A 25,645-nucleotide genomic window follows, 5' to 3' on the forward strand; every position below is an offset into this window, starting at 1 on the left:
TCTTTTTTTGTTATATATAAAAGACTAGATTATGAGTAAAGTATCTTACTATACAGAAGAAGGCCTAAAAAAGCTTAGAGCAGAACTTGATCATTTAAGAGATGTAGAACGACCTAAAGCTTCTCAAGACATTGCTGACGCAAGAGATAAAGGAGATTTAAGTGAAAATGCTGAATATGATGCCGCTAAAGAAGCTCAGGGAATGCTGGAAATGCGTATTGCAAAACTTGAAGAAGTTGTAGCTAATGCAAGAGTCATAGACGAGTCTCAACTAGATACATCCAAAGTTTTGATCCATAGCAAAGTGAGATTAAAAAATACGAAGATGAATAAGGAAATGACCTATAAGTTGGTTGCTCAAAGTGAAGCTGACTTGAAAACAGGTAAAATTTCCGTGGATTCACCTATAGGAAAAGGATTGTTAGGTAAAAAAACAGGGGATACAGCCGAAATTGAAGTGCCTAATGGTAAAATCACTTTTGAAATTCTTGAAGTCTCCAGAGATTAAAAATCAATACGCTTATTCAAAAATAAGTTTACCAATATAAAATTCTTTAACTTCCACTAGTGGGGGTTTTTTTGTGCTAATCATATTTCCGCTAGATCGAATCTCTCCTTTTAAAGATTGGACTGGAGTTACAATGGCATCTCTGAAGGAGCGATGGAAAAAAGTAATTTCTTGTGCTACTAAATGTCTTGCCAGAATAGTCCCTGAGCCGGAGGCGGTATTAAATCGAAACTGTTGGGTTTTTCCTGAAATTTCAAAATCGGATATGCCATTCCCCACCAGGCTTAGTCTTTTGTTGTTTACTTCTATTTTGAAGTTCCCAAGATTCAGAGCATCAGAATCATTAAAATCTTCAGATATCAAAGAGAGTTCCTCATATTCTAAGGTATTGGTGCTTACCACCTCGAATTGTGAAGAATTCCTCACATAAGTTAGTTTTGAACTTTTTAATTTTAAGACGATGGGTGCCTCAGAGAATCCGGTAGTACAAAGGCTACTGGCCTTGAATTCATATTCGTTTCCATCTTGAATGATTTCCAGTTGATTCAGATGATCTGCACCACCAACAGCTTCAAGTCTTTCTTCATCACTATAAGTAATCTCAAGGGTTATGTTTTCTCTGATGGTGATTCGCCTTAAGTCTGAAATAGATAAATCGCGAGTTTCAGTTTTGCCCCCTCCACCTAAGCAATCCTTTGTGCTGTCTATATCACAGGCGGCGAGAATAAGCGCAGAAGCTAATATGTAAACGATTTTTTTCATTGTATTCAATTAATAGTATTTAAGCGGGGTTTCATAAGCGTATGCCTATTCCGAATTCTATGGCTTCCGCTTTTGAATAATGGGATTTGAGTAAAAGTGAGGCATAGAATTGATCTGTGAGGTAGCGTCTTACACCAACTTTCAAATATTCTCTGTTAAGATAATCAATAGGATAATACACATAATACCCGATTTGCGACAACACACTCCATTGTCCTAAATACAGTTCATGACCTAAAAATAAACCAACTCGTCTCCAGTCTTCATCCCCTTGAAACTGATCCTCTTCTGGATAAGCTGCAGCTCTGTATTGTATAAAGGTTTTGACCGATGGCGTAAAAAACACATCCATACCAAGGCTTATCCCGCTGCGCTGTGAAAGCCGTTTGTTAACCGAAGTCGTTAGCGTCAAAAAAGCCTCATTATCTTCTCCCCAGATGCCACTGTCATTTACTCCTGTTGCCGCTACAAGATCCCAGGACCAGGATTTAGTGATTGGTTCTAAAACGCTGGTTGTATAGGTCTTTTCTGTTTCTGAAAACTGATGACTCAGTCCGATTTGAACCCCATAATTATTGGTACTCGTGTTTGGCGACTTTGTTTTTCCGTTGGAATAATGAACCAAAAAACCACCAAATTTAAAATCGATGGGTGAGCCGAAAATTTGCTTAAGTCGGTACTCCAAGCCAAAGATAATCGAAGCCGTAAGTGACGAGCCGTAGGCTGTATTTCTAGGGTTTGTTAAAGGATCGTAGGTCTTGGGAATATAGCCTGCACCAAGTCCGGCTTTCAGGCTGAGTTGTCGCTCCCAAAAGAAAAACCTGTACTCTCCGTGTAGGCTATACACTCTCCCCAGCTCTGGGGAGCCCATATCCTGAACCAATAAAGAAGCGCCATAACTCGGATAATTATAGAGCTGCTGCCAGTCTTTGTCTCCGTAGGTTTTGCGCTCCCAGGAAAATAAAAGGCCTTGTGTTGACCCCTGAATGAGCTGCAAAATCTGAGGACTGTGCCTCATGATTCTCCCGTGCAAATAGTCGACATGAAAGGCATCGGCATAGTTTTTTTCCTGTGCTATGCTTTGGGTGAAGCACATGAAAAGCCACAAGCATAATAGATAGTTTAGTTTCATCAATTGGTCAACTGGATGCTGCAAACTTAAACTTTATTTGATGAAACTAAACGTAAGCTGCGTTAGGGATTGAAGTGAAAAGCCCGCAAGTAGATTTTGGAATAGAGCTGTTGTTATAAAAAAGCGACTGTTAAGAAGCTCTTTTTATAACTTACAGATCTCCAAAACCAAAGGCGGACTTGCAGCGGAAAGCTTGTAAACGCCCTAAATACCTTCTATAAAGCCTTTGAACAATTTCACCAATTTTGGCTCTGCTTTGTTAGCTACAGCGATAATTTCCTCGACATCAACAGGCTGTAAATTGTCGGGATCACACTCGTCTGTTAACACAGAAATAGCGGCAACAGGCAAGTTGAGGTGATTGGCGACAATCACTTCTGGAACGGTACTCATGCCTACAGCGTCTGCGCCAATGATGCTCAGGTAGCGATATTCGGCTCGAGTTTCAAGCTGAGGACCCACAACAGAAGCGTAAACACCTTTGTGAAGTGTGATGTTATTTTTATCAGCAATTTCTTCAAATTTTGAATTCATATCCTTGTCATAAGGTGCAAGCATATCGACAAAACGTTTTCCAAATTGGGAAACACCTTTGAAAGCTAAAGGTGAGCCTCCCTGGAGATTGATATGATCGTCAATAAGCATCAAATCTCCTTTTTTGTAGTCTTTGTTGATTGCTCCAGCTGCATTGGAAACGAGTAATTTATCAATACCAAGCTCTTTCATAATACGGACTGGATAGGTGATGTCCTGTAGTGAGTAGCCTTCATAAAAGTGAAAACGTCCTTGCATGACAACGACTTTTTTTCCAGACAGATTTCCAAAGATGAATTTACCTTGATGAAATTCTACAGTTGCCGTTGGGAAATATGGGATATGATTGTAACTAACTTCTTTTTCTATTTCAATTTGGTCTATGAGTTTTCCTAAACCTGTCCCGAGAATAATGCCTATTTCGGGTTTTAGAAATCCTTTTTCTTTTAAATAACTTACCGTTTTTTCTAGTCTATCTTTCATATGTTTATGTTAGTTCTTTTAATATTTGATTTGGAATATAATTATGAAAATTTGAGTATATAACCAAGTCTTCAACAGTGTCAATATCAGTTTTAGCTTCAAGAAAAGTTAAGTTTAGACCTTGCAAATCTTGTATGGTTTTTTCTAAAACAGTTTCGGTGCTCCAGGCTTTTTTCAAAAAGGCATTTTGATGAAGTTTGGACATTCCCATCAGATAATAACCACCATCATTTGCAGGGCCAAATACCATATCGGTTTGGTCTAATTCCTGAAAAGCTTTTTCGATATCTGATGTTCTCAGCTCAAACAAGTCACTGCCTACAATACAAATCTTGGAGTAACCTTGTTCAAAACCCCACTCAAAAGCTATTTGCATTTTTTGTCCTAAATGTCCATCTCCCTGAACTTTTTTTTGAAATAAAGTATCGTCCCAAAAGTCACGATTTTGAATTTCTTCTGAATAAAATACTGCTCGGCTAGCATTGACGGTGCCTATGGTTTTGGCGGTGTGTTGAATCAATTCTTTATAAACCTCTAAAGCTTTTTTGTCCCCAATGCTTTTGGCTAAACGTGTTTTGCACTTACCAAGTTCTGGGTTTTTAGCAAAAACAATAACTAGTTTTTCCATCAATATACTTTTTGACCTTTCTTGAGGTATTTACTCCAAAACAAATCATAAGCATGAACTTTCTCTGTAGGCTCACCTTGTTGATTGTAAACTTGATTTTCCTTGTTAACCCAGTCGAAAATACCTCCGTAAAGATTGAAAACATTTTTGTAACCAGCTTTTTGAAGTTGTTCTCCAATATCTTCGGAACGTACTCCTATTGAACAATAGACGACAATAGTGTCCTGAGTGTTTATTTTATCTTGAATAGACTTTAGTTTAAAATCATCATATCCAGCATAAATTGCATTTCGGATATGACTTATGCTATATTCTGAAGCCTGTCTTGTGTCTAATAATTTAATGTTCTTCCCAGTAGTTTTGAGCTGAGCTAGTTGATCAACTTTTATATATTCGACACTACCCTCATTATATTTATGGATTGCTTTATCCATCTCACTTTGACAAAAAGAAAGCAAAGGGATAATAAATAAAAATATACTAAATTTTGTTTTCATTGAAATCGACTTGAAGAAAATGTTATTCCTGCAAAGTTATAAGCTTTGTTTAGCTCATTCCGTACTTAGTAATTTTTTTACTATTTCTAACAGCATCCACCACCATCATAATGATACGTAGATTCACTTATATAGATATCATCTCTTTTTAAATCTGATAAAGCTTTTGCAGTTTTATCACAAATGGCCAGTGGTTGGTTTTTTAGTAAAATATGACCTTTCTGGTCATCAAAAAAGGAATCATCACCATAATAAATTGCGGCTTTACCTGTGAAAATACATGGCCCATCTTCCGGCATAGGATCTTTGATAGCAGCGACTTCTTCAGATTCTATATAAATCAATTCATCTGTTGGAAAGTGTTTTGGATCTAAAATTCGATAAGGTTTTCTAGCTCTTATTTCTATAGTGCCAAATCCAACATCAGTAAGTGCTTTCACATATTCTGCCAGAGGTAAACTACCACTCAGGCAAAGTGCTCTCAATCTGTCATCATTTCTTAATGTCTCGTTCATTTCCTGCTCGCAGGTAGGATCGCTCATCACCAATTTACCGTTAGGCTTCAGCACACGGTACATTTCTTCTATGGCTTTTTTAAGATCTTCAGATTTGAAAATATTGAAGAGGCAGTTTTGGGCAGCTACATCAACACTATTATCTTCTACGGGTAGATGGAGTGCATCGCCTTTTTTTAGACTAACGAAATCACTTTGGAACCATGGATTTACTTTTTCTGCTTCCAAAAAGTTTTTTCTGGAGGCTTCCAGCATTTCATCGACCATATCTACTCCTAAAACACCATCCTTCTGACGGTTGAAATACGCAAATTGTAGCAATTCCATTCCGCCACCAACGCCTACATACAGCATTTTCGGATTGTTGGATAAGTCCCTGGCATGAACAGTGCTTCCGCAGCCATAATTCATTTCCTGCATGACTTTGGGGATTTTCAATCCAGGTAATTCCCACACAGGGTTTGTTGTGCAACATAAGCCAACATCTGGAGTGACTGCTGCATCTTTATAAAGATTGTAGGTTGTTTCTAAGTAACTCATTTTAGTTTTATAATTGATTTATTAAACCACACTTCCCTGGCAAGAACTTCCTGCACCTGCAGTACATCCATAGCAATGCTGTGACACGCAAATTGATCTATTCTGAAGTAATTCTTCGTTGTAATCCCTGATGTGCTGTACCGGACTTTCTACTTTCATTTCCAGCATCTGATTAAAGTCACAATCATATAACCATCCATCCCAGCTTATGGAAAGCGTATTTCTACACATTACATTTTTGACAGCTGCTGGATTGTATGCATCTACCAATTTATACATATAATCTTCATAATTGTCCGAAGCGATTAGGTAATCCAAATATCTTGAAATTGGCAAATTGGTGATGGTAAATAAATTATTAAATTCAATCCCAAAATCATCCTTAAGTGCTTTTTTGAAATCTTGCTCCATAGCTTCTTGATTGGAAGGCAGAAAAGCCCCTGAAGGATTGTAAACCAAATCCAACTGAAGATGAGAATCCGGTAAACCATATCCAATAGCATTAAGATCTTGTAAGGCTCTTATCGACTTGTCAAAAACACCGCTACCTCTTTGCTTGTCAGTTTTGCCTTTGGTCCAATGTGGCATAGAGCTAACGACGTGGACGTTATGCTTTTTGAAAAACTCGGGCAAGTCATGATATTTTTTATTAGCTCTTATGATGGTAAGGTTGGATCTTACTATAAAATCTTTTACGCCAAGTTTTGAAGCTTCCTCAACAAACCATCTGAAATTTGGATTCATTTCTGGAGCACCACCAGTTAAGTCCAGCGTATGAGCTTTGGTGGTTTTGATGACTTTCAAGCATTGCTGCATGGTCTCTTTGGTCATGATTTCCTTTCGGTCTGGGCCAGCATCCACGTGGCAATGCTCGCAAACCTGGTTACACATATAACCAAGATTAAGCTGTAGGATTTCAAGTGATTTTGGTTTAAGCGGGAAATCGTTGATCTTTTCCAATTGATCTTTGAAGGTAGGAAGCTCATCCTTGAAGATTCCGTTGGAAAGGAATTTCAATTGCTCTTCGGCCTTCGCCATCAATTTCTTTCTAGCTAGCAGAGATTTCGTTGCCATTTCTTAATCTTTTAAAAGTTTGAAGTCGAGAATCAATTTATTAATCTTAATGACTCAACTTGTCGTATTTTTTCATCATTTGAGTGGCATGGACCAGTGTTGCTCCAGACTCTATCGCTGCACCAGTATGTACAGCTTCCATCATTTCTTCTTTGGTGATGCCGCGTTGTAGTCCGTCTTGAGTATAAGCATCGATGCAATATGGACATTTCACCACATGAGAAACTGCTAAAGCAATTAGTGATTTTTCGCGTTCAGAAAGCGCTCCTTTTTCAAAAACCTTACCGTAGTAATCAAAAAATTTGTCTCCCAGCTCTTGACTCCAGTCAGTGATTTTTGGAAATTTTCTAAGGTCTTTTGGATCGTAATAAGAATCTGCCATGTATAATAGGTTTATAGGGCAATGCTGCCCTGTGATGTTAATAAAAATTGAATAAATTTAATTATGATGTTCTACAAACTCTTGAAAGTATTGGTGGAGCTTTATTCTGAAAAGAACCAAAAATGATTTTTTCATTAAACAAAGAAGGGTTTTGGAAATTAAAATCGAAGAACTTTTGTATTCTTTTTAATATCAAAATAACATCGGTGTAGAGTTGTTTTGAAAAATTAAGTAAACTTGAAAAATCTAACTGATTGTCAACATCTTTTAAAGTCGATATAAAACTGACTTTAGCTTTTGTCTGAAGCAATTGAATAATTTCAGAACTTACCTTCGAAGTATTCCAGGAAAGATTCAGAAACTCAGGATAATTGAAATGTTGCTTTTTAATGGCAAGCAGATAAAATCCGCCATCAAATGATTTACCCAAAGAAACTCTGCCAGATTGCAAAGAATCGATACTAGATTGAAGGTGGTAATACTTTAATTGTGGGGAATCATTACCTATTATAATTAGGCTATTGTAACCTTTAGAAAATACTGAAGAGATTGAATTGCAAAATCTTTCACCAAAATTGCCGCCCACTTGAAGGTGTTCATTATACCAAATGGTATCAAGACCTGTTTTGGAGCATAAATTTTCAAGTCTTTCTTTTTGACTTTCAAAGAAACTCTGATTACCGTCAAATTTTTTGACAGAGCATTCTATATCTGTCGATCTTGAAAAAATTAATATGCCTGTTTTCTCTCTCATATTCCTTTAGTCAAAATTACGAATTAAACCTTACTAAGGTTTACTTTTTCTATCAAAGGGAAAGGCGAAATAAATAAATCCAAATTAACAGAGCCAGAATTATTTGCCTGGTCGTATGATCAGGGTATTTGGATACTCAGACTTTACTTTTTCGAAAACTCTATCCGCTTGTATCCTGTTTCTATAATTACCTATCCATACTTTATAATTAGGAGTTTGGTAAATAATTTTTGACTCAATTTCAAGTTCAAGCGATTCAAATTCTTGTTGGGTCTCTTTTGCTTCTTCTAGTGAACCAGAAGAAAAGATCTGTAGTTTATAAGTGCTTTTTAATTCGTTATCAGATTCTAAATTGTGCTTTTCTTTGATTAATTTTTTTACTGTGTTAAGTTCGGATACGTTCAATTTATCTTGAGCCAAACACGAGTTTGCAGAAAAATAAATGACAACTATGAAAAAGGTAAAAAATATATTTTTTAACATCTTGTTGGTTTTGAAGCAAATGTACAGTATAACGCAAAATAAAGCCTTCAAATTATAATTTAGAAAGAATATAAATTGCCATTTAACATATGTAGATATTCCAGAAACGTCTTTTAAGTGTTACTTTTGTAGTCAATTTTTTGATGCTCAAACCTGTATTTTTATGGGCGTCAGATTGAAAAAGGTTAATATATTTTATATGAAAAAGTCGATGGAACGCCCATTTATTCTGAAACATTTTTTTCTAGTGTTTCTTTTTCTTTTCACTTTTACAACATTCGGTCAAGATGCAGAAGAGTCTGATTCTCAAGGGGATTCAGGCACTGAAGAGGTCGCTGTTGAGGGTGCGGATCCAGCAAAAGGGAAAGAATTATTTAACTCACTTTGTGCGGCTTGCCATAAGCGCTACAAAGATGCAGTTGGTCCAGCCCTTCACGGTGTAACCGAAAGAAGAGATATGGATTGGTTGTACAAGTGGATAAAAAATAGCCAAGAGTTAATAAAATCTGGAGATTCTCAAGCCGTTGAATTGTACAATGAGTGGAATAAAGTAGCAATGAATGCTTTCCCACAGTTGAGTAACCAAGATATTGATGATATTTTGGCTTATACGGAAGAGCCAAAACCAGAGCCTAAAACTGACGTAGCAGCAGCTCCAGCAGGAGAAGCTCAAGGTGGTGGAGGTATTTCTACTGAAATTGTTCTAGGTCTTTTGGCAATTGTGCTTCTTGTCCTTTCCGTTATTCTATATCTTGTAAACAAGACATTAAATCGTTTTGCAGAAGCTAATGGAGTTCCGGTAAGAGCTGATAAACCTAAAGGGAAACCGATCTGGGTAGCTTTTGCTGAAAATCAATTTTTAGTTTTGGTAGCTGTAGTTTTCTTGCTTCTTGCTGTGGCTTGGGGTGGATATGGTTTTCTTATGCAGGTTGGCGTAGATCAAGGTTATGAGCCAATTCAGCCAATTCATTATTCACATAGGATTCATGCTGGTGAAAACCAAATTGAATGTAAGTATTGTCACTCTTCAGCTAGGGTTTCTAAGCATTCAGGTATACCTTCATTAAATGTGTGTATGAATTGTCATAAGCAGGTTGCTGAAGTTTCTCCTGAAACAGCAACTGAGGAATACTCTAAAGAATTTTACGATAATGAAATCCAAAAGCTTTATGAAGCTACTGGATGGGATACATCTACACAATCTTATACTGGTGAAACTAAGCCTGTTAAATGGGTGCGGATTCACAATTTGCCAGATTTTGCTTACTTTAATCACTCGCAACACGTTTCGGTAGCTGGTATTGAATGTCAGCAATGTCATGGACCTGTTGAGGAAATGGAAATCATGTATCAACATGCTCCGTTGACTATGGGCTGGTGTATCAATTGTCACCGTGAAACCAATATCAAGGTTGAAGGTAACCCTTACTACGAAAAAATACATGAAGAACTTTCCAAAAAGTATGATGTCGATCAGCTAACCGCTGCAGAGATGGGTGGATTGGAATGCGGAAAGTGTCATTATTAATATTAATATAGAAAATTAAAGTTCAATATGTCATCAGAAAAGAAATATTGGAAAAGTGCCGAGCAGCTTGAGGATAACAATCCTTTAGTTGAAGCACTTGAACAAAATGAATTTGCAGATCACATTCCTGCAGATGAGTTTTTAGGTGATAAGGATAAGTTAGAAGGTTCTCAAACTTCACGTAGAGACTTCTTAAAGTATGTTGGATTTAGCACAGCAGCTGCTTCTTTAGCAGCTTGTGAAGGTCCTGTTATAAAGTCTATTCCTTACGTTGTCCAGCCAGAGCGCATAGTGCCAGGTGTTGCTGATTATTATGCAACAACAATTGCTAATGGGTTTGATTTTGCAAGTATTCTTGTAAAAACCAGAGAGGGGCGACCTATCAAAATTGAAACTAACAAAGAATCTAATGGATTGTCTGCTGGTAAAGCTAGAGTCCATGCTTCAGTGTTGGACTTGTATGACATCAAACGTCTTCAAAATCCACAAATTGAAAACAGAGATGTGACATGGACTGAATTTTTTGCTTCTTTAGAAGCTGATTTGAAAGTTAATGCTGATAAGAAGACTTATCTTTTGACGCAAACTTTTGCTTCTCCTTCTACAGACAAGCTCATTAAAGAATTTCAGGCGAAATATCCTAATGTAGTTCATGTTGTTTATGATACCGTTTCTGATGAAGCTGCCTTAAATGCATTTGAAGCTAAATATGGTTATAGAGCTCTTCCAAATTATGACTTTTCAAAATCTGAAATGATTGTTTCTGTTGGAGCTGATTTCCTTGGAGATTGGCAAGGAGGTGCATTTGATTCTGGATACAGTAAGAGCAGAGTTCCTAAGAATGGAAAGATGTCTCGACACGTTCAGTTTGAAGCCAACATGAGTTTGAGTGGTGCGAATGCTGACAAGAGAGTGCCCGTAAAACCTTCTTTACAAAAACAAATTGTTGTAGAAGTTTATAACCAAATCGTTGGAAGAGTAGCTTCTACCGACCTGCCTGATGCTTTGAAAAGCCAGGTTGATAAGGCTGTTTCTCAATTGAAATCTATGTCATCTGGAGCTGTTTTCGTTACAGGACTAGATTCTGTCGAGGCTCAGGCTATGGCTTTAGAAATAAATGATAAATTATCTAGCGAGGTTTTCAATATTGAAAATCCACGTTTGATTCGTCAGGGTAGAAACTCTAAAGTTCAGACTTTGATTTCTGAAATGAAAGCTGGCAATGTTGGAAGTTTGATGATTGCTGGTGTTAATCCTGTTTATTCTCTTCCAAATTCTGATGAGTTTGTTTCTGCACTAGAAAATGTAGAAACCACCGTGAGTTTTTCTATGAAGAAAGATGAAACGGCAACACTTTGCAAATACATCGCTGCTACTCCTCATTATTTAGAGTCTTGGGGTGATATCCGATTCACTAAGAAAGATTTTAGTTTAGTACAACCTACTATAAAACCACTTTTCAATACGAGACAATTTGAAGACTGTCTGTTAAAATTGAATGGAAATTCAACTAAATTTTACGAATACGTAAAAGATAATTTCAAATCAACTTTCGACGGATTGTCTTGGAATCAATCGCTTCATGATGGAACTTTCATGTACGACATGAGCTTACCATCAACTGACGAAACTCCTGCTATAGATATTTCTGCAGGAGCTAGAAAACTTGTTGCTAAGAGTGATTCAGAAGAATTTGAACTGACTTTATATACTAAAACTTCTATGGGTGACGGTTCTCATGCCAATAACCCTTGGTTGCAAGAGATGCCAGATCCGGTTACTAGAACGTCATGGGACAATTATGTGACCATGTCTAAAGTGGATGCTGAGGCTTTGGATCTTGAAAATACTAATGTTGCTAATGGGGCACTTAACGGTAACTACATAACTGTTGCCTTGGGTGATAAAAAAATAGAAAAACTTCCTGTTATTATTCAGCCGGGACAAGCTCCTGGTTCCATTGGACTTGCTTTAGGTTACGGTAAAAAAGAAGCTATTCAAGAAGAAATGCAAGTTGGTGTTAATGCTTATCCGTTATACCAGAATTTTGATTCTAATCAAGCTGTAAAAGTAGAAAAGGTAAGTGGAGTTCATGAGTTTGCTTGTGTCCAGCTTCATCATACTATGATGGGAAGAAGAGATATTGTAAAGGAAACTTCTTTGGAGATTTTCAATACAAAAGATAAGCACCACTGGAACGCAACTCCAGAAGTGTCTTTAAACCATCAAGAAGTTGAGGTTACTAACCCGGATGTTGATCTTTGGGATGAGTTTGATCGTTCTATAGGGCATCACTTTAACTTGTCAATAGATTTGAACGCTTGTACTGGTTGTGGAGCTTGTGTAGTTGCTTGTCATAGCGAAAACAATGTTCCTGTGGTTGGTAAAAGTGAAATCCGTAAGAGTAGGGATATGCACTGGTTAAGAATTGACCGTTACTACTCTTCTGAAGAAACTATTCAGGGAGATTACGAATTGAAAAATGATATTTCAGGTTTAAGTAGTGCTATTGGAACTTACGGAGATCTTGAGGTTGCTTCAGCAGAAGATGTTCAGGTTATTTTTCAGCCTGTTATGTGTCAGCACTGTAACCATGCCCCATGTGAGACGGTTTGCCCTGTAGCTGCATCAGCACACGGACGTCAGGGTCAAAACCACATGACTTATAACCGTTGTGTAGGAACTAGATATTGTGCGAACAACTGTCCTTATAAAGTAAGACGTTTCAACTGGTTCTTATATAACCAAAATGATGAATTTGATTATCACATGAACAATGACCTTGGTCGTATGGTATTGAACCCAGATGTGACTGTAAGATCTCGTGGTGTTATGGAGAAATGTTCTATGTGTATTCAAATGACACAAAAGACAATTCTTGATGCTAAACGCGAAGGAAGAGTTATTAAAGACGGTGAATTCCAAACTGCATGTTCTTCAGCTTGTGACAATGGTGCAATGGTTTTTGGAGATATTAACGATAAAGAAAGTGTTGTTTACGAGAAAACAAAAGAAGATAGAATGTATCATTTGCTAGAGTATCTAGGTACTAAACCAAATGTGATGTATCATACTAAAGTTCGAAATACAACAGAAGCATAATCAACTAACTAGGAATAAATTTAATATAAATTATGTCTCATTACGAATCGCCTATTAGAAAACCCTTAGTTACAGGAGATAAGTCTTACCATGACGTTACATTGGATGTGGTAAGACCTGTGGAGGGGAAGGCAAATAAATCATGGTGGGTTGTTTTTTCAATTGCACTCATCGCCTTTTTGTGGGGTTTAGGCTGTATTGTTTACACTGTTTCAGAAGGTATTGGTACTTGGGGTCTCAACAAAACAATTGGTTGGGCCTGGGATATTACCAACTTTGTTTGGTGGGTAGGTATCGGTCACGCAGGTACTCTTATATCTGCTGTACTTTTACTTTTTAGACAAAAATGGAGAATGGCTATTAACCGTTCTGCAGAGGCTATGACAATTTTCTCTGTTGTACAAGCTGGTCTTTTCCCAATTATTCACATGGGGCGTCCTTGGTTAGCTTATTGGGTATTACCAATACCAAACCAATTTGGATCTTTATGGGTTAACTTTAACTCTCCATTACTATGGGATGTTTTTGCGATTTCTACATATTTGTCAGTTTCATTGGTATTCTGGTGGACTGGATTACTGCCTGATTTCGCAATGATTAGAGATAGAGCAGTTAAGCCTTTTCAAAAGCATATTTATGGAATATTAGCTTTTGGCTGGAGTGGAAGAGCTAAAGACTGGCAACGATTTGAGGAAGTTTCTTTAGTACTTGCAGGTTTAGCTACACCGCTTGTATTGTCGGTTCATACTATTGTATCTTTTGACTTTGCTACCTCTGTCATCCCAGGATGGCACACGACTATATTCCCTCCTTACTTTGTTGCGGGTGCTGTTTTCTCAGGATTTGCGATGGTGAACACGCTTCTTATTATTATGAGAAAAGTATCCAATCTTGAAAACTATATCACCATTCAGCACATCGAATTGATGAATATTGTGATTATGATTACGGGGTCTATTGTAGGTGTTGCCTACATCACCGAGTTATTTATGGCTTGGTATTCTGGAGTTGAGTATGAACAGTATGCTTTCTTAAACAGAGCTACTGGTCCCTATGCATGGGCATATTGGGCTATGATGACGTGTAACGTGTTTTCTCCACAGTTTATGTGGTTCCCTAAATTGAGAAGAAGTATTATGTTCTCTTTCTTTATTTCGATAGTTGTAAATATTGGTATGTGGTTTGAGAGATTTGTTATTATTGTAACTTCATTGCATAGAGATTATATGCCATCTGCCTGGACGATGTTCTCACCAACTTTTGTTGATATTGGGATATTTGTTGGTACTATTGGATTTTTCTTTGTATTGTTCTTATTGTACTCTAGAACTTTTCCAGTGATAGCGCAAGCAGAGGTCAAGTCTATACTAAAATCTTCGGGAGAAAAATATAAAAAAATAAGAGCTGAAAAAGGTGATGATGCGAAGTTGTATGAAGATCCAGAACAGGAACCTTTGCCAGATTTTTCAGCACAGTTTAATTCAAAATCAAACTCATAATGGCATCAAAATTTTTACATGCGATTTTTACAGACGATGATATATTGATGCAGGCCGTTAAAGCTTTGCGTGAGAAAAAATATAGTATAAACGAAGTCTTTTGTCCATTTCCAGTTCACGGGCTTGACAAGGCTATGGGTTTACCGCATACTCGTTTGGCAATAACATCATTTCTATACGGTTTAGTTGGTTTAGCAGTCGCAACGTGGATGATGAATTTTATAATGATAGAAGATTGGCCACAAAATATTGGTGGAAAACCAAGTTTCAGTTTCTTGGAAAACATGCCAGCATTTGTGCCTATTATGTTTGAAATGACTGTTTTTTTTGCTGCTCACCTCATGGTTATTACTTTTTATATGAGAAGTAAGTTGTGGCCATTTAAGAAAGCTGAAAACCCAGATGTGAGAACTACAGATGACAAATTCTTAATGGAGATAGCAGTTAATGAAGGGAATGTACAAGCTATCGCTGAAGTTCTTCATGAGAACGGTGCATCTGAAATTAAATTAATAGATAATAAATAAGTTTATGAAAAGTTTGTTTACCATAGTACTTATAGCTTTTTCTTTTGCTTTTATCTCTTGTTCCGATAAAAGAGAGCCTAACTATCAGTATTTTCCAAACATGTACGAGTCTGTTCCTTATGATACTTATGGGGAATATGAAATATTTCCTCAAGAGCAAGAAGCATTATTGATAGCTGAAGGAACTATATCAAGAGGGTTCACTCCATATGAATATGAAGATTCCCCAGAGGGTTACCAGACTTCAAAAGAAGAATTGACAAATGAAGTTCCTTATACAGAAGAAAATCTAGCTAAAGGAAAAGAACTTTATGATATATATTGCGCTACTTGCCATGGAGAAAATGGTAACGGAAAAGGCTATCTTGTTGAACGAGAAAAAATTCTTGGAGTTCCAAGCTATGACGATCAAGGTAGGGCGATTACAGAAGGTAGTGTTTACCATGTGATGTGGTATGGTATCAATACAATGGGTTCTTATGCTTCTCAAATGAACAATAAAGAACTTTGGCTTGTAGATCATTACGTCATGAAATTAAAAGCAGAATTGGAAGGTAAAGCACCTAGAGAATTCGAAACAGAATCAGAGTAAGAACAATTATAATACATAGCTGAGATATTATGTACACAATGTCAAGTAAAATAAAATTATTCTCTTTAATCCTTGTAATCATAGGAGCTATAGGTCTAATTTACAGTTTCATAGATGCTCCTTCCTCAGTAGAAGAGGTAAAGGAAATGCTTCATTCAGACCAGGCGTCTCATGGTGCAGAAAGTGTTGCTATGGAAGGTAGTCACGCGTCAGAAGAAGATACTCATGCAGATGAACACGCTGAACATGTTTATCATCAATTATTAAATAAACCATGGGCAGCTCTTTATGTTCCAGCTTTATTCATATTTCTGATTTCGCTAGGAGTTTTTGTATTCTATGCTTTGCAAAATGCTTCACAAGCGGGCTGGTCTCCAGTCCTGTTTAGAGTTATGGAAGGAATTTCCTCTTACTTAGTACCAGGAGGTATTATAGTATATATACTATTAGTTCTATCTAGTTTACATTTAAACCATTTATTTGTTTGGATGGATCCTGAAGTTGTTGCTCACGATGAAATTATTCAAAACAAGGTTGCTTATTTAAATACACCTTTCTTTTTAGCAAGAGCTGCTTTTTATATCATTGGTTGGATTTTATTCTCAAAATTGATCATAAAAAACTCTAGAAAGTTAGATGACGGTTTTGACTTAGGACTTCATAAACGTAATTTCAAGTTATCAGCTGGTTTCCTAGTATTCTTTATTGTTACTGAATCTATGATGTCTTGGGATTGGATCATGAGTATCGATACTCACTGGTTTAGTACTTTGTTTGGATGGTTTGTTTTGGCCAGTATTTTAGTTTCTGCTGTTACTACAATAGCTTTGGTAACTATTTATCTGAAAAGCAAAGGCTACCTTGAATATGTCAACAATAGTCATATTCATGATTTAGCTAAATTCATGATGGGCTTTTCTATATTCTGGGCTTACCTATGGTTTTCACAATTTCTATTAATCTGGTATGCTAATATTCCTGAAGAAGTTACTTACTACGCTTCCAGACTTGAAGATTATCCAGTATTATTCTTCGGTACAGTTATTCTGAATTGGGTACTACCAATGCTAATTCTTATAAATTCAGATTTCAAGAGAATTAATTGGATTGTTGTCTTTGCAGGTATCATCATTTTGTTAGGAAATTATATCAATTTCTTTGTCATGATTATGCCTGGTACTGTTGGAGAATCCTGGTTTATCGGTATCCCTGAAATCAGTTCAGTATTACTTGTTTCTGGTATATTTATATATACTGTTTTCAGCGCACTTGCTAAAGCTCCGCTTACAGTTAAACACAGCGCTTTCTTAGAAGAAAGTAAACATTATCATTACTAAAAATATTAAAAAGAAAGATAGAAGATGATCGCATTACTTATAATCATTGTCGCAGCCTTACTAGGAATTACGATTTGGCAGATTTCCAAAATCTTCAAATTATCTCAGCCTGTTGAAAGCGATGATTCTCAAATAGCAACTAACGAGGATAATCAAAAACAAGGTAAATTGTTTTTGGTGTTTATTGTTTTTCTTTATGGACTTATGATTTATTCCTTCTGGGAATTAAGCAAATTCTACGCTCCAGGAGCATCTGCACACTCAGAGGATTATGATCAACTATTTTTTATATCTCTCGGTCTGATTATGTTCGTTCAAATAATTGTTCAGTTTTTATTACACTGGTTTGCCTATAAGTACAGAGGACAAAAAGGAAGAAAAGCTTTGTTTTATGCTGATAATGATAAACTAGAATTTATATGGACTATCATTCCAGTAATTACTTTAGCTGCATTAATTATTTATGGATTATTCAGTTGGTCTTCTATCATGAATGTAGAGGAAACTGATGATACACTCGTTGTTGAAATTTATGCTTATCAATTCGATTGGAGAGCAAGATATTCTGGTGAGGATGGAACTCTAGGTGAGGCAAATGTTAGATTTATTGAAGGTGTAAATCAGTTAGGTTTAAATGAATCAGATCCATACGCTAAGGATGATATCATTACTACTGAACTTCATTTACCTGTTGATAGACCAGTTTTATTTAAATTCAGATCTCAGGATGTTTTACATTCAGCTTATTTCCCTTTCTTCAGATCTCAAATGAATGTCGTTCCCGGTATGACCACACAGTTTGGTTTTACACCTACAACAACTTCTAAAGAAATCCGAAATAGCGAATACATGATTGATAAAGTTAGAAATATCAACGAAATTCGCAAAAACAACGACAATTTAGGTGAAGACGAGAAGTCGTATGAATTTGAATATTATTTGCTGTGTAACAAAATTTGTGGTGTATCCCACTATAACATGCAAATGAAAATTGTTGTTGAGACTGAGGAGGAGTATCAGGAATGGATTAAAGAACAACAAACATTTGGCGAATTAACAGCCCAAAATTAACTATAAAAATAAATAAGAATATATGTCAGTAGCTGCACAACCACTTGCTAACGATCATGCACACGAGGAAGGTCATCATGAGCCAACTTTCATAGAAAAGTATATTTTTAGTACGGATCATAAGATGATCGCTAAACAATATCTTATCACAGGATTAATTATGGGTTTTATTGGTATAGCTATGTCTATGTTGATGAGACTTCAGTTGGCTTGGCCTAACGAATCCTTCTGGATTTACGAGGTTTTGCTAGGAAGATTTGGAGAAGATGGAGTAATGGATCCAGGAATATATTTAGCTCTTTCTACGATACATGGTACTATTATGATATTCTATGTGTTAACCGCTGGCCTTAGTGGTACATTTAGTAATCTATTAATCCCACTTCAAATCGGAGCTAGGGACATGGCTTCCGGATTTTTGAACATGGTATCCTACTGGTTGTTTTTTATATCATCAGTAATTATTGTTTCCTCATTTTTTGTAGAAGCAGGACCTGCTTCGGCAGGTTGGACGGTTTACCCTCCATTAAGTGCGCTGCCACAGGCTATCGGTGGTTCTGGACTTGGTATGACCTTATGGTTGGTAGCTATTACTGTATTTATAGCATCATCTTTACTGGGTTCACTAAATTATATTGTAACTGTTCTTAACTTAAGAACAGAGGGAATGTCCATGACTAGACTTCCACTTACCATTTGGGCTTTCTTTGTAACGGCTATCATTGGTGTAGTTTCTTTCCCTGTTTTATTGGCAGCCGGTTTATTGCTATTGATGGACAGGAGTTTTGGAACGTCTTTTTTCTTAAGTGATATTTATATTCAAGGAGAAGTATTATCATACCAAGGAGGGTCACCAGTTTTATATGAACACCTTTTTTGGTTTTTAGGTCATCCCGAAGTATATATTGTTTTATTACCAGCTCTTGGTATCACTTCTGAAGTTATTGCAACCAATTCAAGAAAACCAATTTTTGGGTATAGAGCTATGATTGCTTCTATTTTAGCAATTGCTTTCTTATCCACTGTAGTTTGGGGTCACCATATGTTTGTGTCTGGTATGAACCCATTCTTAGGATCTGTATTTACATTTACAACTTTATTAATTGCTATACCTTCAGCCGTAAAAGCTTTTAATTACATTACTACACTTTGGAAAGGTAACCTGCAGCTCAATCCTGCAATGTTATTTTCCATTGGATTGGTGTCTACTTTTGTAACCGGTGGTCTAACTGGTATTATATTAGGAGATAGTACACTAGATATCAACGTCCATGATACTTATTTTGTTATCGCTCACTTCCACTTAGTTATGGGTATTTCAGCATTATATGGACTATTTGCTGGAGTTTATCATTGGTTCCCAAAAATGTTTGGTCGAATGATGAGCAAAAATTTAGGTTATATTCATTTCTGGATTACTGCTATTGGAGCTTACGGAATATTTTTCCCTATGCACTTCATTGGTATGGCTGGACTTCCAAGACGTTATTATAAATTTACAGAGTTCCCATATTTTGATGATTTAGCGGATACGAATATTTTAATTTCTGTATTTGCTTTTATTACTGCGGCTGCACAATTGTTCTTTGTTTATAATTTCATTCATTCCATATTCTATGGTAAGAAAGCAGAAAAAAATCCATGGAGATCCAATACACTTGAATGGACTACACCAGTGAAGCATATTCATGGGAACTGGCCTGGAGAGATTCCAAAAGTTTATAGATGGTCTTACGATTACAGTAAAATGAATAAAGATGATTCTGACTATGTTATACCTGGTCAAGATTTTGTTCCTCAAAATGTTCCTATTCAGGAGAACGAAGAAGAGATGAACGAATAATTTGTCAATATAAAATCAGAAGCCTCCAAGTATCAATTTCTTGGGGGCTTTTTTATTTATCTTTGTATCATGAATGAAAACTTAGATGCTTCGGGAGATAATTTATCAAATCAAGATCAAGAAGTTGAAAGAGCTTTAAGGCCTCTTTCTTTTGATGATTTTGCCGGTCAGTCTCATGTTCTAGAAAATTTACAAGTTTTTGTAAAGGCCGCTAATTTACGTGGGGAAGCCCTCGATCATACCCTTTTTCACGGTCCTCCTGGACTTGGGAAAACAACTCTGGCTCATATTCTTGCCAATGAATTGCAGACGGGTATTAAGATTACTTCAGGACCAGTTATAGACAAACCTGGAGATCTTGCCGGATTATTGACAAATCTAGAACCCCGTGATGTCCTCTTTATTGATGAAATCCACAGACTAAGCTCCGTCGTAGAAGAATATCTATATTCTGCTATGGAAGACTTTAAGATTGATATTATGATTGAGTCTGGACCTAATGCCAGAAGTGTAGAAATCAATCTGAATCCTTTTACATTAGTGGGCGCTACAACACGTTCGGGTTTACTCACGGCACCTATGCGAGCCAGATTTGGGATTTCTAGCCGTCTTGAATATTATACAACAGAGCTTTTGAGTGATATTGTCTTAAGAAGTGCCTCTATACTTGGCGTTTCCATCACAACAGAAGCCGCTATTGAAATTGCTGGAAGAAGTAGAGGAACTCCTAGAATTGCTAATGCTTTGCTTAGACGGGTAAGAGATTTTGCTCAAATAAAAGGAAATGGCAAAATTGATATGGAGATCTCAAAATACAGTTTAAAAGCTTTAAATGTAGACGCTTTCGGCTTAGATGATATGGATAATAAAATCCTTCTCACTATTATAGATAAATTTAAAGGAGGTCCAGTGGGACTTTCTACCTTATCTACGGCGGTCAGCGAAAATTCAGAAACCATCGAGGAAGTTTACGAGCCTTTTTTAATTCAGAAAGGATTTATCAACCGAACACCACGTGGAAGAGAAGTCACCGATTCTGCTTACAAGCACCTTGGAAAACTTAGAGAGAGTAAGCAAGGCGGATTATTTTAATCATTATTTATGTCAACTTTAAAACAACTTCCAGAAGTTCCTTCTATTGAATTCTTTAAACATGCAGGCAGCATTTTAAAAAATCCTTTACCATTTCATCATAAAAATTTTGAAGCCCTTGGAGATACCTTCAGGTTGAATTTGGGTTTTGGAAATTCGGTGGTCTTTTCTCGAGATCCAGATTTTGCTATTTACGCATTAAGGGACAATCAAAAAAACTTTAGAAAAACAGAGATCCAAACCAAAGATCTTGCTAAATATGTAGGTCATGGCTTACTGACTTCTGAAGGAGAGAATTGGAAGTTTCAGCGGAAATTAATCCAGCCGGCCTTTCATAAAAAAAATCTTTATACGCTTTTAGATTTTATGGTGGAAGCTATTGATAAAGAACTCGGAAGAATTGAAGTTGATAAAACCATTGATATTTTTCCGATATTTAATGATTTAGCTTTTAAAGTTGTTGTGAAAAGTTTATTCAGCGACGCTATAAATTCAGAAGAAATTGCAAGACTGCAACATATCACAGAAGAAACTCAGAAGATGCTCGTCAAAGAGTTAAGGCAGCCTTATAAAAAATGGTGGTTTCTATTAAGTGGAGAACTTAAAAGAAATCTTGGTTTAAGTCAAGAGGCAAGAGAATTGTTGTCTGGAATTATTAAAAGAAGAGAAAATTCTGATCAAGAAGGAAAAGATCTTTTGGATATGTTGATGGCTTTGACTTATGAAGACGGTTCCAAAATGAGCGAAGAAAAGCTCATTGATGAAATTTTGATTCTGTTTATAGCTGGACATGAAACAACTTCCAATGCCTTGTCTTTTACCATTCAGTTAATTGGTCAAAAAGAAGAAGTTCAAAATAAATTAATATCCGAAATTGAGGGGCTCGAGGGCTCATCTTATTTTGATATCCTGAAAGAAAGCAAATATACTCAGCATGTGATAGAAGAGTCCATGCGTTTATTTCCTCCTGTATATTTTATTGATAGACAAAATATGGAAGAAGATGCTTTCAAAGGTTTTCAAATTCCTAAACATACCAACCTGCTTTTCTCTGTACATCAAATCCATCGAAATCCTGAAAATTGGGAAAATCCGACTGATTTTAGACCTGAGCGCTTCGAAGATTCAAGAAGCATAAGTAATTTTTATTTTCCTTTTGGTGCCGGTCCCCGTAAGTGTATAGGTAATAATTTTGCTATGTATGAAATCACTCTTACGATTCATCAACTTTTAAAAAAGTTCAATATTGAAGAGGTAAATGAAGAGATTGAAATTCAACCTTTAATAAGTTTGAAGCCTAAAAACGCCTTTGTAAAATTTTCAAAACGATAACCTATCTCAAGAAAACAAATCCATAGCCAACTCATAAAAGCTGAAGCTGAACGCTTGGGGTTTCTATCTTGCGGTATATCTAAAGCAGAATTTCTAGAAGAAGAAGCGCCGCGCCTGGAGGATTGGCTTAGGCAAAATGCTCACGGCGAGATGCATTATATGGAGAATCACTTCGATAAGCGGCTAGATCCAACGAAACTGGTTGAAGGCTCTAAAAGTGTGATTTCATTGTTGTATAATTACTTTCCAGAAGAGACTCAAAACGATGATACTTATAAAATAAGTAAATACGCTTATGGCAGAGATTATCATCACGTCATCAAGTCGAAATTGAAAGAAATGATGCACACCCTTACTGAAAAAATTGGGGAAATAGGCGGAAGGGTGTTTGTAGACTCAGCGCCAGTTTTGGAAAAAGCTTGGGCAGCAAAAAGTGGACTTGGTTGGGTAGGCAAACATTCAAATTTACTGTCAAAGCAAACAGGTTCTTTCTATTTTATAGCCGAATTAATTTTAGACATAGAATTAGAAGCCGATACTCCAGTCACTGACCATTGTGGTTCTTGTACCAAATGTATAGATGCCTGTCCTACAGATGCCATTTACGAACCTTATAAAGTAGATGGGAGCAAGTGTATTTCCTATTTCACCATAGAATTGAAGAACGAAATTCCAAATGGCTACCAGGATAAATTTGAGGATTGGATGTTTGGCTGTGATATTTGTCAAGACGTCTGTCCCTGGAATCGATTTAGCAAACCACATAATGAACCCTTGTTCAATCCTCATCCAGACTTGCTTTCCTTTGATAAAAAAGATTGGGAGGAAATTACAAAAGATGTTTTCAACGAAATCTTCAGAAAATCAGCTGTTAAACGTACGAAGTTTGAAGGTCTCAGAAGAAATATTAACTACATCAAGTCGACTTAGTTTTTTGTTGAAAGTGATTTTTAAGATTAAAATTTAAATCATGAGACTAGCCTGAGTGAACAATTAGAAATTGAAGTTTCAATTCCAGTTCTAATATAACTTAGGATTTCTTTCAAATTTAGACATAAGGCTTACCTTTGTTATTCAATATATACTGAAGTGAAAATAACTTCAGCGTAAGTTTAAAATTCATGAGTTCACCAAGAAAAAGGAGAGAAGCCTTAGTATATCACGCCAAACCAAGACCAGGTAAAATTGAAGTGGTGCCAACCAAGAAGCATACTTCACAACGAGATTTGGGTCTTGCTTATTCCCCAGGTGTGGCAGAGCCTTGTAAGGAAATAGAAAAAGATAAGAAAAATGCTTATAAATATACAAATAAAGGAAATCTTGTCGCTGTTATTTCCAACGGAACTGCAGTTTTAGGTCTTGGAGATATAGGTGCTGAAGCTTCCAAGCCCGTTATGGAGGGTAAAGCTTTACTTTTTAAAATTTTTGCTGATATTGATGTGTTTGATATTGAAGTCGACACCAAGAATATTGATGCATTTATTGAAACGGTAAAAAATATTGCACCAACCTTTGGTGGTATAAACCTTGAAGATATCAAAGCTCCAGAAGCTTTTGAAATAGAAGAAAGACTCAAAGCAGAATTGCCTATTCCTGTCATGCATGATGATCAGCACGGTACAGCAATTATTTCTGCTGCAGCGCTTTTAAATGCTTTAGAACTTGCTGAAAAGAAAATAGACGAGGTGCAGGTGGTTGTTTCTGGTGCGGGATCTGCTGCAATTGCTTGTACAAAACTGTATGTTCTTCTTGGTGTAAAAAAGGAGAATATTTTGATGTTTGATAGTCAAGGTATTGTAGATCAAAAAAGGAATGATTTATCAACCAAACAGATTGAATTTGCTACTTCTAGAAATGTAAAAGACCTTTCAGAGGCTGTAGAAAATGCAGATGTATTCCTTGGGCTTTCGGTAGGGGGCGTTCTTAAACCTGAAATGCTGTCCAAAATGGCGCCAAACCCAATAGTCTTTGCTATGGCTAATCCAGATCCAGAAATAGATTATGATTTAGCACTTGAGACCCGAAGTGATATTATCATGGCAACGGGAAGAACCGACTTTCCTAACCAAGTGAACAATGTTCTTGGTTTTCCTTACATTTTTAGAGGAGCACTGGATGTTCGTGCCACTCAAATAAATGAAGAGATGAAAATGGCAGCGGTAAAAGCGCTAGCCAGACTTGCAAAGGAACCGGTCCCAGAGCAGGTAAATATTGCTTATGCAGAAACCCGTCTTAATTTTGGTCGAGATTACATCATCCCAAAACCTTTTGACCCTCGACTCATTGCTGAAATTCCTCCAGCAGTTGCCAAGGCAGCTATGGATTCTGGAGTAGCACAAACACCAATTGAAGACTGGGAGGCTTACAAAGAAGACCTTCTGGAACGTATGGGGAGTGAAGATAAAATAACACGACTTCTCATTAACCGTGCAAAACAGGATCCTAAACGTATAGTTTATGCTGAAGCAGATCATCTGGATGTTTTGAAAGCTGCTCAGCAAGTTTATGATGAGAAAATAGCAAAACCTATACTTCTTGGTAGAAGAGATGTGATTTTGGAATTGATGAGTGAAATTGAATTTGAAGGAGACGACATCATAATCATCGATCCAAAATCTGATGAAGAGCAACAACAGAGGCATGAATATGCAGAAGCTTTGTGGAAAAAGAGAAGTAGAAAAGGGGTGACGCTTTACGATGCTAAAAAATTGATAAGAGAGCGAAACTATTATGCAGCGATGATGGTAGAAAATGGAGATGCAGATGCTATGTTATCTGGATACTCTAGAGCTTATCCTGCTGTTTTAAAGCCAATTTTAGAATTGATAGGAAAAGAAAAAGGAGTCACAAATGTAGCAGCCACAAACTTGATGAATTCCAAGAGAGGGCCTATTTTTATAAGTGACACTTCTATTAATATTAATCCAGATGCAACAGTACTTGCTAAAATTGCACAGATGACTGCTAAAACAGTGAAGATGTTTGGTATAGATCCTGTCATAGCTATGGCATCTTATTCAAATTTTGGTTCTTCCAAAAATCCAAATGCATTAAAAGTCAAAGAAGCGGTGGATTATTTACATAAAAATTATCCAGAAATCGCAGTCGACGGAGAATTACAAATTGATTTTGCTCTTAATAAAAAAATGCGAATGGATAAATTCCCATTTTCAAAACTGAATGGAAAAAAAGTCAATACGCTTATTTATCCAAACCTTGATTCTGCAAATAGTACCTACAAATTATTGAAGGAGCTTAACAGTGCGGGATCTATAGGACCTATTTTGATGGGGCTTAATAAGCCTGCTCACGTTTTCCAGCTAGGAGCAAGTGTTGACGAGATGGTAAATATGTCTGCAGTAGCAGTCGTTGATGCTCAACAAAAAAGCAAACGAAAAATAATTTAGAACAATTTTATTTTTGAAAAGCT

Annotated in this window: 23 protein-coding genes; 13 read left to right on the plus strand and 10 right to left on the minus strand. The window is 36.5% G+C overall.

What is annotated here, in order from left to right:
* Positions 1-31 precede the first annotated feature (31 nt).
* Positions 32-508: a transcription elongation factor GreA gene (gene greA / locus ACFQ0R_RS05380; protein ID WP_379657350.1), complete on the plus strand. Its 477-nt coding sequence runs from the start codon at positions 32-34 to the stop codon at positions 506-508.
* Positions 509-520: 12 nt separating this feature from the next.
* On the opposite strand, the gene ACFQ0R_RS05385 is transcribed toward greA, so the two are convergent.
* From ACFQ0R_RS05385 to ACFQ0R_RS05430, 10 genes are all read right to left on the minus strand, one after another.
* Entirely contained in the window at positions 521-1,270 is a 750-nt protein-coding gene (locus tag ACFQ0R_RS05385) for a GIN domain-containing protein (protein ID WP_379657351.1), read from the minus strand.
* Positions 1,271-1,301: 31 nt separating this feature from the next.
* A complete protein-coding gene (locus tag ACFQ0R_RS05390) occupies positions 1,302-2,288 on the minus strand; it encodes an acyloxyacyl hydrolase (protein ID WP_379657352.1) in 987 nt (328 codons plus the stop codon).
* Between the two features lie 318 nt (positions 2,289-2,606).
* Positions 2,607-3,419: a purine-nucleoside phosphorylase gene (locus ACFQ0R_RS05395; protein WP_379657353.1), complete on the minus strand. Its 813-nt coding sequence runs from the start codon at positions 3,417-3,419 to the stop codon at positions 2,607-2,609.
* 4 nt (positions 3,420-3,423) lie between these two features.
* Positions 3,424-4,047 carry a TIGR04282 family arsenosugar biosynthesis glycosyltransferase gene (locus ACFQ0R_RS05400; protein ID WP_379657354.1) on the minus strand — a complete coding sequence of 208 codons (624 nt, stop codon included), beginning with the start codon at positions 4,045-4,047 and terminating at the stop codon, positions 3,424-3,426.
* Positions 4,047-4,544 carry a rhodanese-like domain-containing protein gene (locus ACFQ0R_RS05405; protein WP_379657355.1) on the minus strand — a complete coding sequence of 166 codons (498 nt, stop codon included), beginning with the start codon at positions 4,542-4,544 and terminating at the stop codon, positions 4,047-4,049. Before ACFQ0R_RS05405 ends, ACFQ0R_RS05400 begins: the two co-directional genes overlap by 1 nt.
* Before the next feature lie 86 nt (positions 4,545-4,630).
* Positions 4,631-5,599 (minus strand): arsenosugar biosynthesis arsenite methyltransferase ArsM, encoded by a 969-nt coding sequence (gene arsM, locus ACFQ0R_RS05410; protein WP_379657356.1) that lies wholly within the window; start codon positions 5,597-5,599, stop codon positions 4,631-4,633.
* Between the two features lie 21 nt (positions 5,600-5,620).
* Positions 5,621-6,673, minus strand: coding sequence for an arsenosugar biosynthesis radical SAM (seleno)protein ArsS (gene arsS / locus ACFQ0R_RS05415; RefSeq protein ID WP_379657357.1), 1,053 nt, complete (start codon positions 6,671-6,673; stop codon positions 5,621-5,623).
* 46 nt (positions 6,674-6,719) lie between these two features.
* Positions 6,720-7,055, minus strand: a complete 336-nt coding sequence (locus ACFQ0R_RS05420) for an arsenosugar biosynthesis-associated peroxidase-like protein (protein ID WP_379657358.1) — start codon at positions 7,053-7,055, stop codon at positions 6,720-6,722.
* Positions 7,056-7,116: 61 nt separating this feature from the next.
* Entirely contained in the window at positions 7,117-7,809 is a 693-nt protein-coding gene (locus ACFQ0R_RS05425; protein WP_379657359.1) for a DUF2064 domain-containing protein, read from the minus strand.
* 99 nt (positions 7,810-7,908) lie between these two features.
* Positions 7,909-8,292, minus strand: a complete 384-nt coding sequence (locus ACFQ0R_RS05430; RefSeq protein WP_379657360.1) for an SPOR domain-containing protein — start codon at positions 8,290-8,292, stop codon at positions 7,909-7,911.
* A 199-nt stretch (positions 8,293-8,491) separates the two neighbouring features.
* Here ACFQ0R_RS05430 and ACFQ0R_RS05435 point away from each other — a divergent pair, with 199 nt between their 5' ends.
* The 12 genes from ACFQ0R_RS05435 to ACFQ0R_RS05490 all read left to right on the plus strand — a co-directional run bounded on the left by ACFQ0R_RS05435 (position 8,492) and on the right by ACFQ0R_RS05490 (position 25,622).
* Positions 8,492-9,820 (plus strand): c-type cytochrome, encoded by a 1,329-nt coding sequence (locus ACFQ0R_RS05435; protein WP_379657361.1) that lies wholly within the window; start codon positions 8,492-8,494, stop codon positions 9,818-9,820.
* Positions 9,821-9,847: 27 nt separating this feature from the next.
* Positions 9,848-12,922: a TAT-variant-translocated molybdopterin oxidoreductase gene (locus ACFQ0R_RS05440; RefSeq protein ID WP_379657362.1), complete on the plus strand. Its 3,075-nt coding sequence runs from the start codon at positions 9,848-9,850 to the stop codon at positions 12,920-12,922.
* A 32-nt stretch (positions 12,923-12,954) separates the two neighbouring features.
* Positions 12,955-14,421 (plus strand): NrfD/PsrC family molybdoenzyme membrane anchor subunit, encoded by a 1,467-nt coding sequence (gene nrfD, locus ACFQ0R_RS05445; protein WP_379657363.1) that lies wholly within the window; start codon positions 12,955-12,957, stop codon positions 14,419-14,421.
* Entirely contained in the window at positions 14,421-14,948 is a 528-nt protein-coding gene (locus ACFQ0R_RS05450) for a DUF3341 domain-containing protein (protein WP_379657364.1), read from the plus strand. The genes nrfD and ACFQ0R_RS05450 overlap by 1 nt, the downstream gene beginning before the upstream one ends.
* A 4-nt stretch (positions 14,949-14,952) precedes the next feature.
* Entirely contained in the window at positions 14,953-15,540 is a 588-nt protein-coding gene (locus ACFQ0R_RS05455) for a c-type cytochrome (RefSeq protein WP_379657365.1), read from the plus strand.
* A gap of 29 nt (positions 15,541-15,569) precedes the next feature.
* The gene (locus ACFQ0R_RS05460; RefSeq protein ID WP_379657366.1) at positions 15,570-16,877 is read left to right on the plus strand and encodes a quinol:cytochrome C oxidoreductase; all 1,308 of its coding nucleotides are present in this window, start codon (positions 15,570-15,572) and stop codon (positions 16,875-16,877) included.
* 24 nt (positions 16,878-16,901) lie between these two features.
* On the plus strand, positions 16,902-17,948 hold the full coding sequence (locus tag ACFQ0R_RS05465) for a cytochrome c oxidase subunit II (protein WP_379657367.1): 1,047 nt from the start codon (positions 16,902-16,904) through the stop codon (positions 17,946-17,948).
* 22 nt (positions 17,949-17,970) lie between these two features.
* Positions 17,971-19,791 carry a cytochrome c oxidase subunit I gene (locus ACFQ0R_RS05470; RefSeq protein WP_379657368.1) on the plus strand — a complete coding sequence of 607 codons (1,821 nt, stop codon included), beginning with the start codon at positions 17,971-17,973 and terminating at the stop codon, positions 19,789-19,791.
* A 69-nt stretch (positions 19,792-19,860) separates the two neighbouring features.
* A complete protein-coding gene (ruvB, locus tag ACFQ0R_RS05475) occupies positions 19,861-20,883 on the plus strand; it encodes a Holliday junction branch migration DNA helicase RuvB (RefSeq protein WP_379657369.1) in 1,023 nt (340 codons plus the stop codon).
* 9 nt (positions 20,884-20,892) lie between these two features.
* A complete protein-coding gene (locus ACFQ0R_RS05480) occupies positions 20,893-22,215 on the plus strand; it encodes a cytochrome P450 (protein WP_379657370.1) in 1,323 nt (440 codons plus the stop codon).
* A 3-nt stretch (positions 22,216-22,218) separates the two neighbouring features.
* On the plus strand, positions 22,219-23,145 hold the full coding sequence (queG, locus tag ACFQ0R_RS05485; RefSeq protein ID WP_379657448.1) for a tRNA epoxyqueuosine(34) reductase QueG: 927 nt from the start codon (positions 22,219-22,221) through the stop codon (positions 23,143-23,145).
* 191 nt (positions 23,146-23,336) lie between these two features.
* Entirely contained in the window at positions 23,337-25,622 is a 2,286-nt protein-coding gene (locus tag ACFQ0R_RS05490; protein ID WP_379657371.1) for an NADP-dependent malic enzyme, read from the plus strand.
* Positions 25,623-25,645: the final 23 nt, after the last annotated feature.

This window comes from Psychroflexus salinarum (assembly GCF_042677225.1).
In the GTDB taxonomy this organism is placed as follows: domain Bacteria; phylum Bacteroidota; class Bacteroidia; order Flavobacteriales; family Flavobacteriaceae; genus Psychroflexus; species Psychroflexus salinarum.

Excerpts from the sequence above, each read along its gene's own strand:
- greA (WP_379657350.1), top strand. The coding sequence starts at position 32 with ATGAGTAAAGTATCTTACTATACAGAAGAAGGCCTAAAAAAGCTTAGA.
- ACFQ0R_RS05385 (WP_379657351.1), bottom strand. The coding sequence starts at position 1,270 with ATGAAAAAAATCGTTTACATATTAGCTTCTGCGCTTATTCTCGCCGCC.
- ACFQ0R_RS05390 (WP_379657352.1), bottom strand. The coding sequence starts at position 2,288 with ATGAGGCACAGTCCTCAGATTTTGCAGCTCATTCAGGGGTCAACACAA.
- ACFQ0R_RS05395 (WP_379657353.1), bottom strand. The coding sequence starts at position 3,419 with ATGAAAGATAGACTAGAAAAAACGGTAAGTTATTTAAAAGAAAAAGGA.
- ACFQ0R_RS05400 (WP_379657354.1), bottom strand. The coding sequence starts at position 4,047 with ATGGAAAAACTAGTTATTGTTTTTGCTAAAAACCCAGAACTTGGTAAG.
- ACFQ0R_RS05405 (WP_379657355.1), bottom strand. The coding sequence starts at position 4,544 with ATGAAAACAAAATTTAGTATATTTTTATTTATTATCCCTTTGCTTTCT.
- arsM (WP_379657356.1), bottom strand. The coding sequence starts at position 5,599 with ATGAGTTACTTAGAAACAACCTACAATCTTTATAAAGATGCAGCAGTC.
- arsS (WP_379657357.1), bottom strand. The coding sequence starts at position 6,673 with ATGGCAACGAAATCTCTGCTAGCTAGAAAGAAATTGATGGCGAAGGCC.
- ACFQ0R_RS05420 (WP_379657358.1), bottom strand. The coding sequence starts at position 7,055 with ATGGCAGATTCTTATTACGATCCAAAAGACCTTAGAAAATTTCCAAAA.
- ACFQ0R_RS05425 (WP_379657359.1), bottom strand. The coding sequence starts at position 7,809 with ATGAGAGAGAAAACAGGCATATTAATTTTTTCAAGATCGACAGATATA.
- ACFQ0R_RS05430 (WP_379657360.1), bottom strand. The coding sequence starts at position 8,292 with ATGTTAAAAAATATATTTTTTACCTTTTTCATAGTTGTCATTTATTTT.
- ACFQ0R_RS05435 (WP_379657361.1), top strand. The coding sequence starts at position 8,492 with ATGAAAAAGTCGATGGAACGCCCATTTATTCTGAAACATTTTTTTCTA.
- ACFQ0R_RS05440 (WP_379657362.1), top strand. The coding sequence starts at position 9,848 with ATGTCATCAGAAAAGAAATATTGGAAAAGTGCCGAGCAGCTTGAGGAT.
- nrfD (WP_379657363.1), top strand. The coding sequence starts at position 12,955 with ATGTCTCATTACGAATCGCCTATTAGAAAACCCTTAGTTACAGGAGAT.
- ACFQ0R_RS05450 (WP_379657364.1), top strand. The coding sequence starts at position 14,421 with ATGGCATCAAAATTTTTACATGCGATTTTTACAGACGATGATATATTG.
- ACFQ0R_RS05455 (WP_379657365.1), top strand. The coding sequence starts at position 14,953 with ATGAAAAGTTTGTTTACCATAGTACTTATAGCTTTTTCTTTTGCTTTT.
- ACFQ0R_RS05460 (WP_379657366.1), top strand. The coding sequence starts at position 15,570 with ATGTACACAATGTCAAGTAAAATAAAATTATTCTCTTTAATCCTTGTA.
- ACFQ0R_RS05465 (WP_379657367.1), top strand. The coding sequence starts at position 16,902 with ATGATCGCATTACTTATAATCATTGTCGCAGCCTTACTAGGAATTACG.
- ACFQ0R_RS05470 (WP_379657368.1), top strand. The coding sequence starts at position 17,971 with ATGTCAGTAGCTGCACAACCACTTGCTAACGATCATGCACACGAGGAA.
- ruvB (WP_379657369.1), top strand. The coding sequence starts at position 19,861 with ATGAATGAAAACTTAGATGCTTCGGGAGATAATTTATCAAATCAAGAT.
- ACFQ0R_RS05480 (WP_379657370.1), top strand. The coding sequence starts at position 20,893 with ATGTCAACTTTAAAACAACTTCCAGAAGTTCCTTCTATTGAATTCTTT.
- ACFQ0R_RS05490 (WP_379657371.1), top strand. The coding sequence starts at position 23,337 with ATGAGTTCACCAAGAAAAAGGAGAGAAGCCTTAGTATATCACGCCAAA.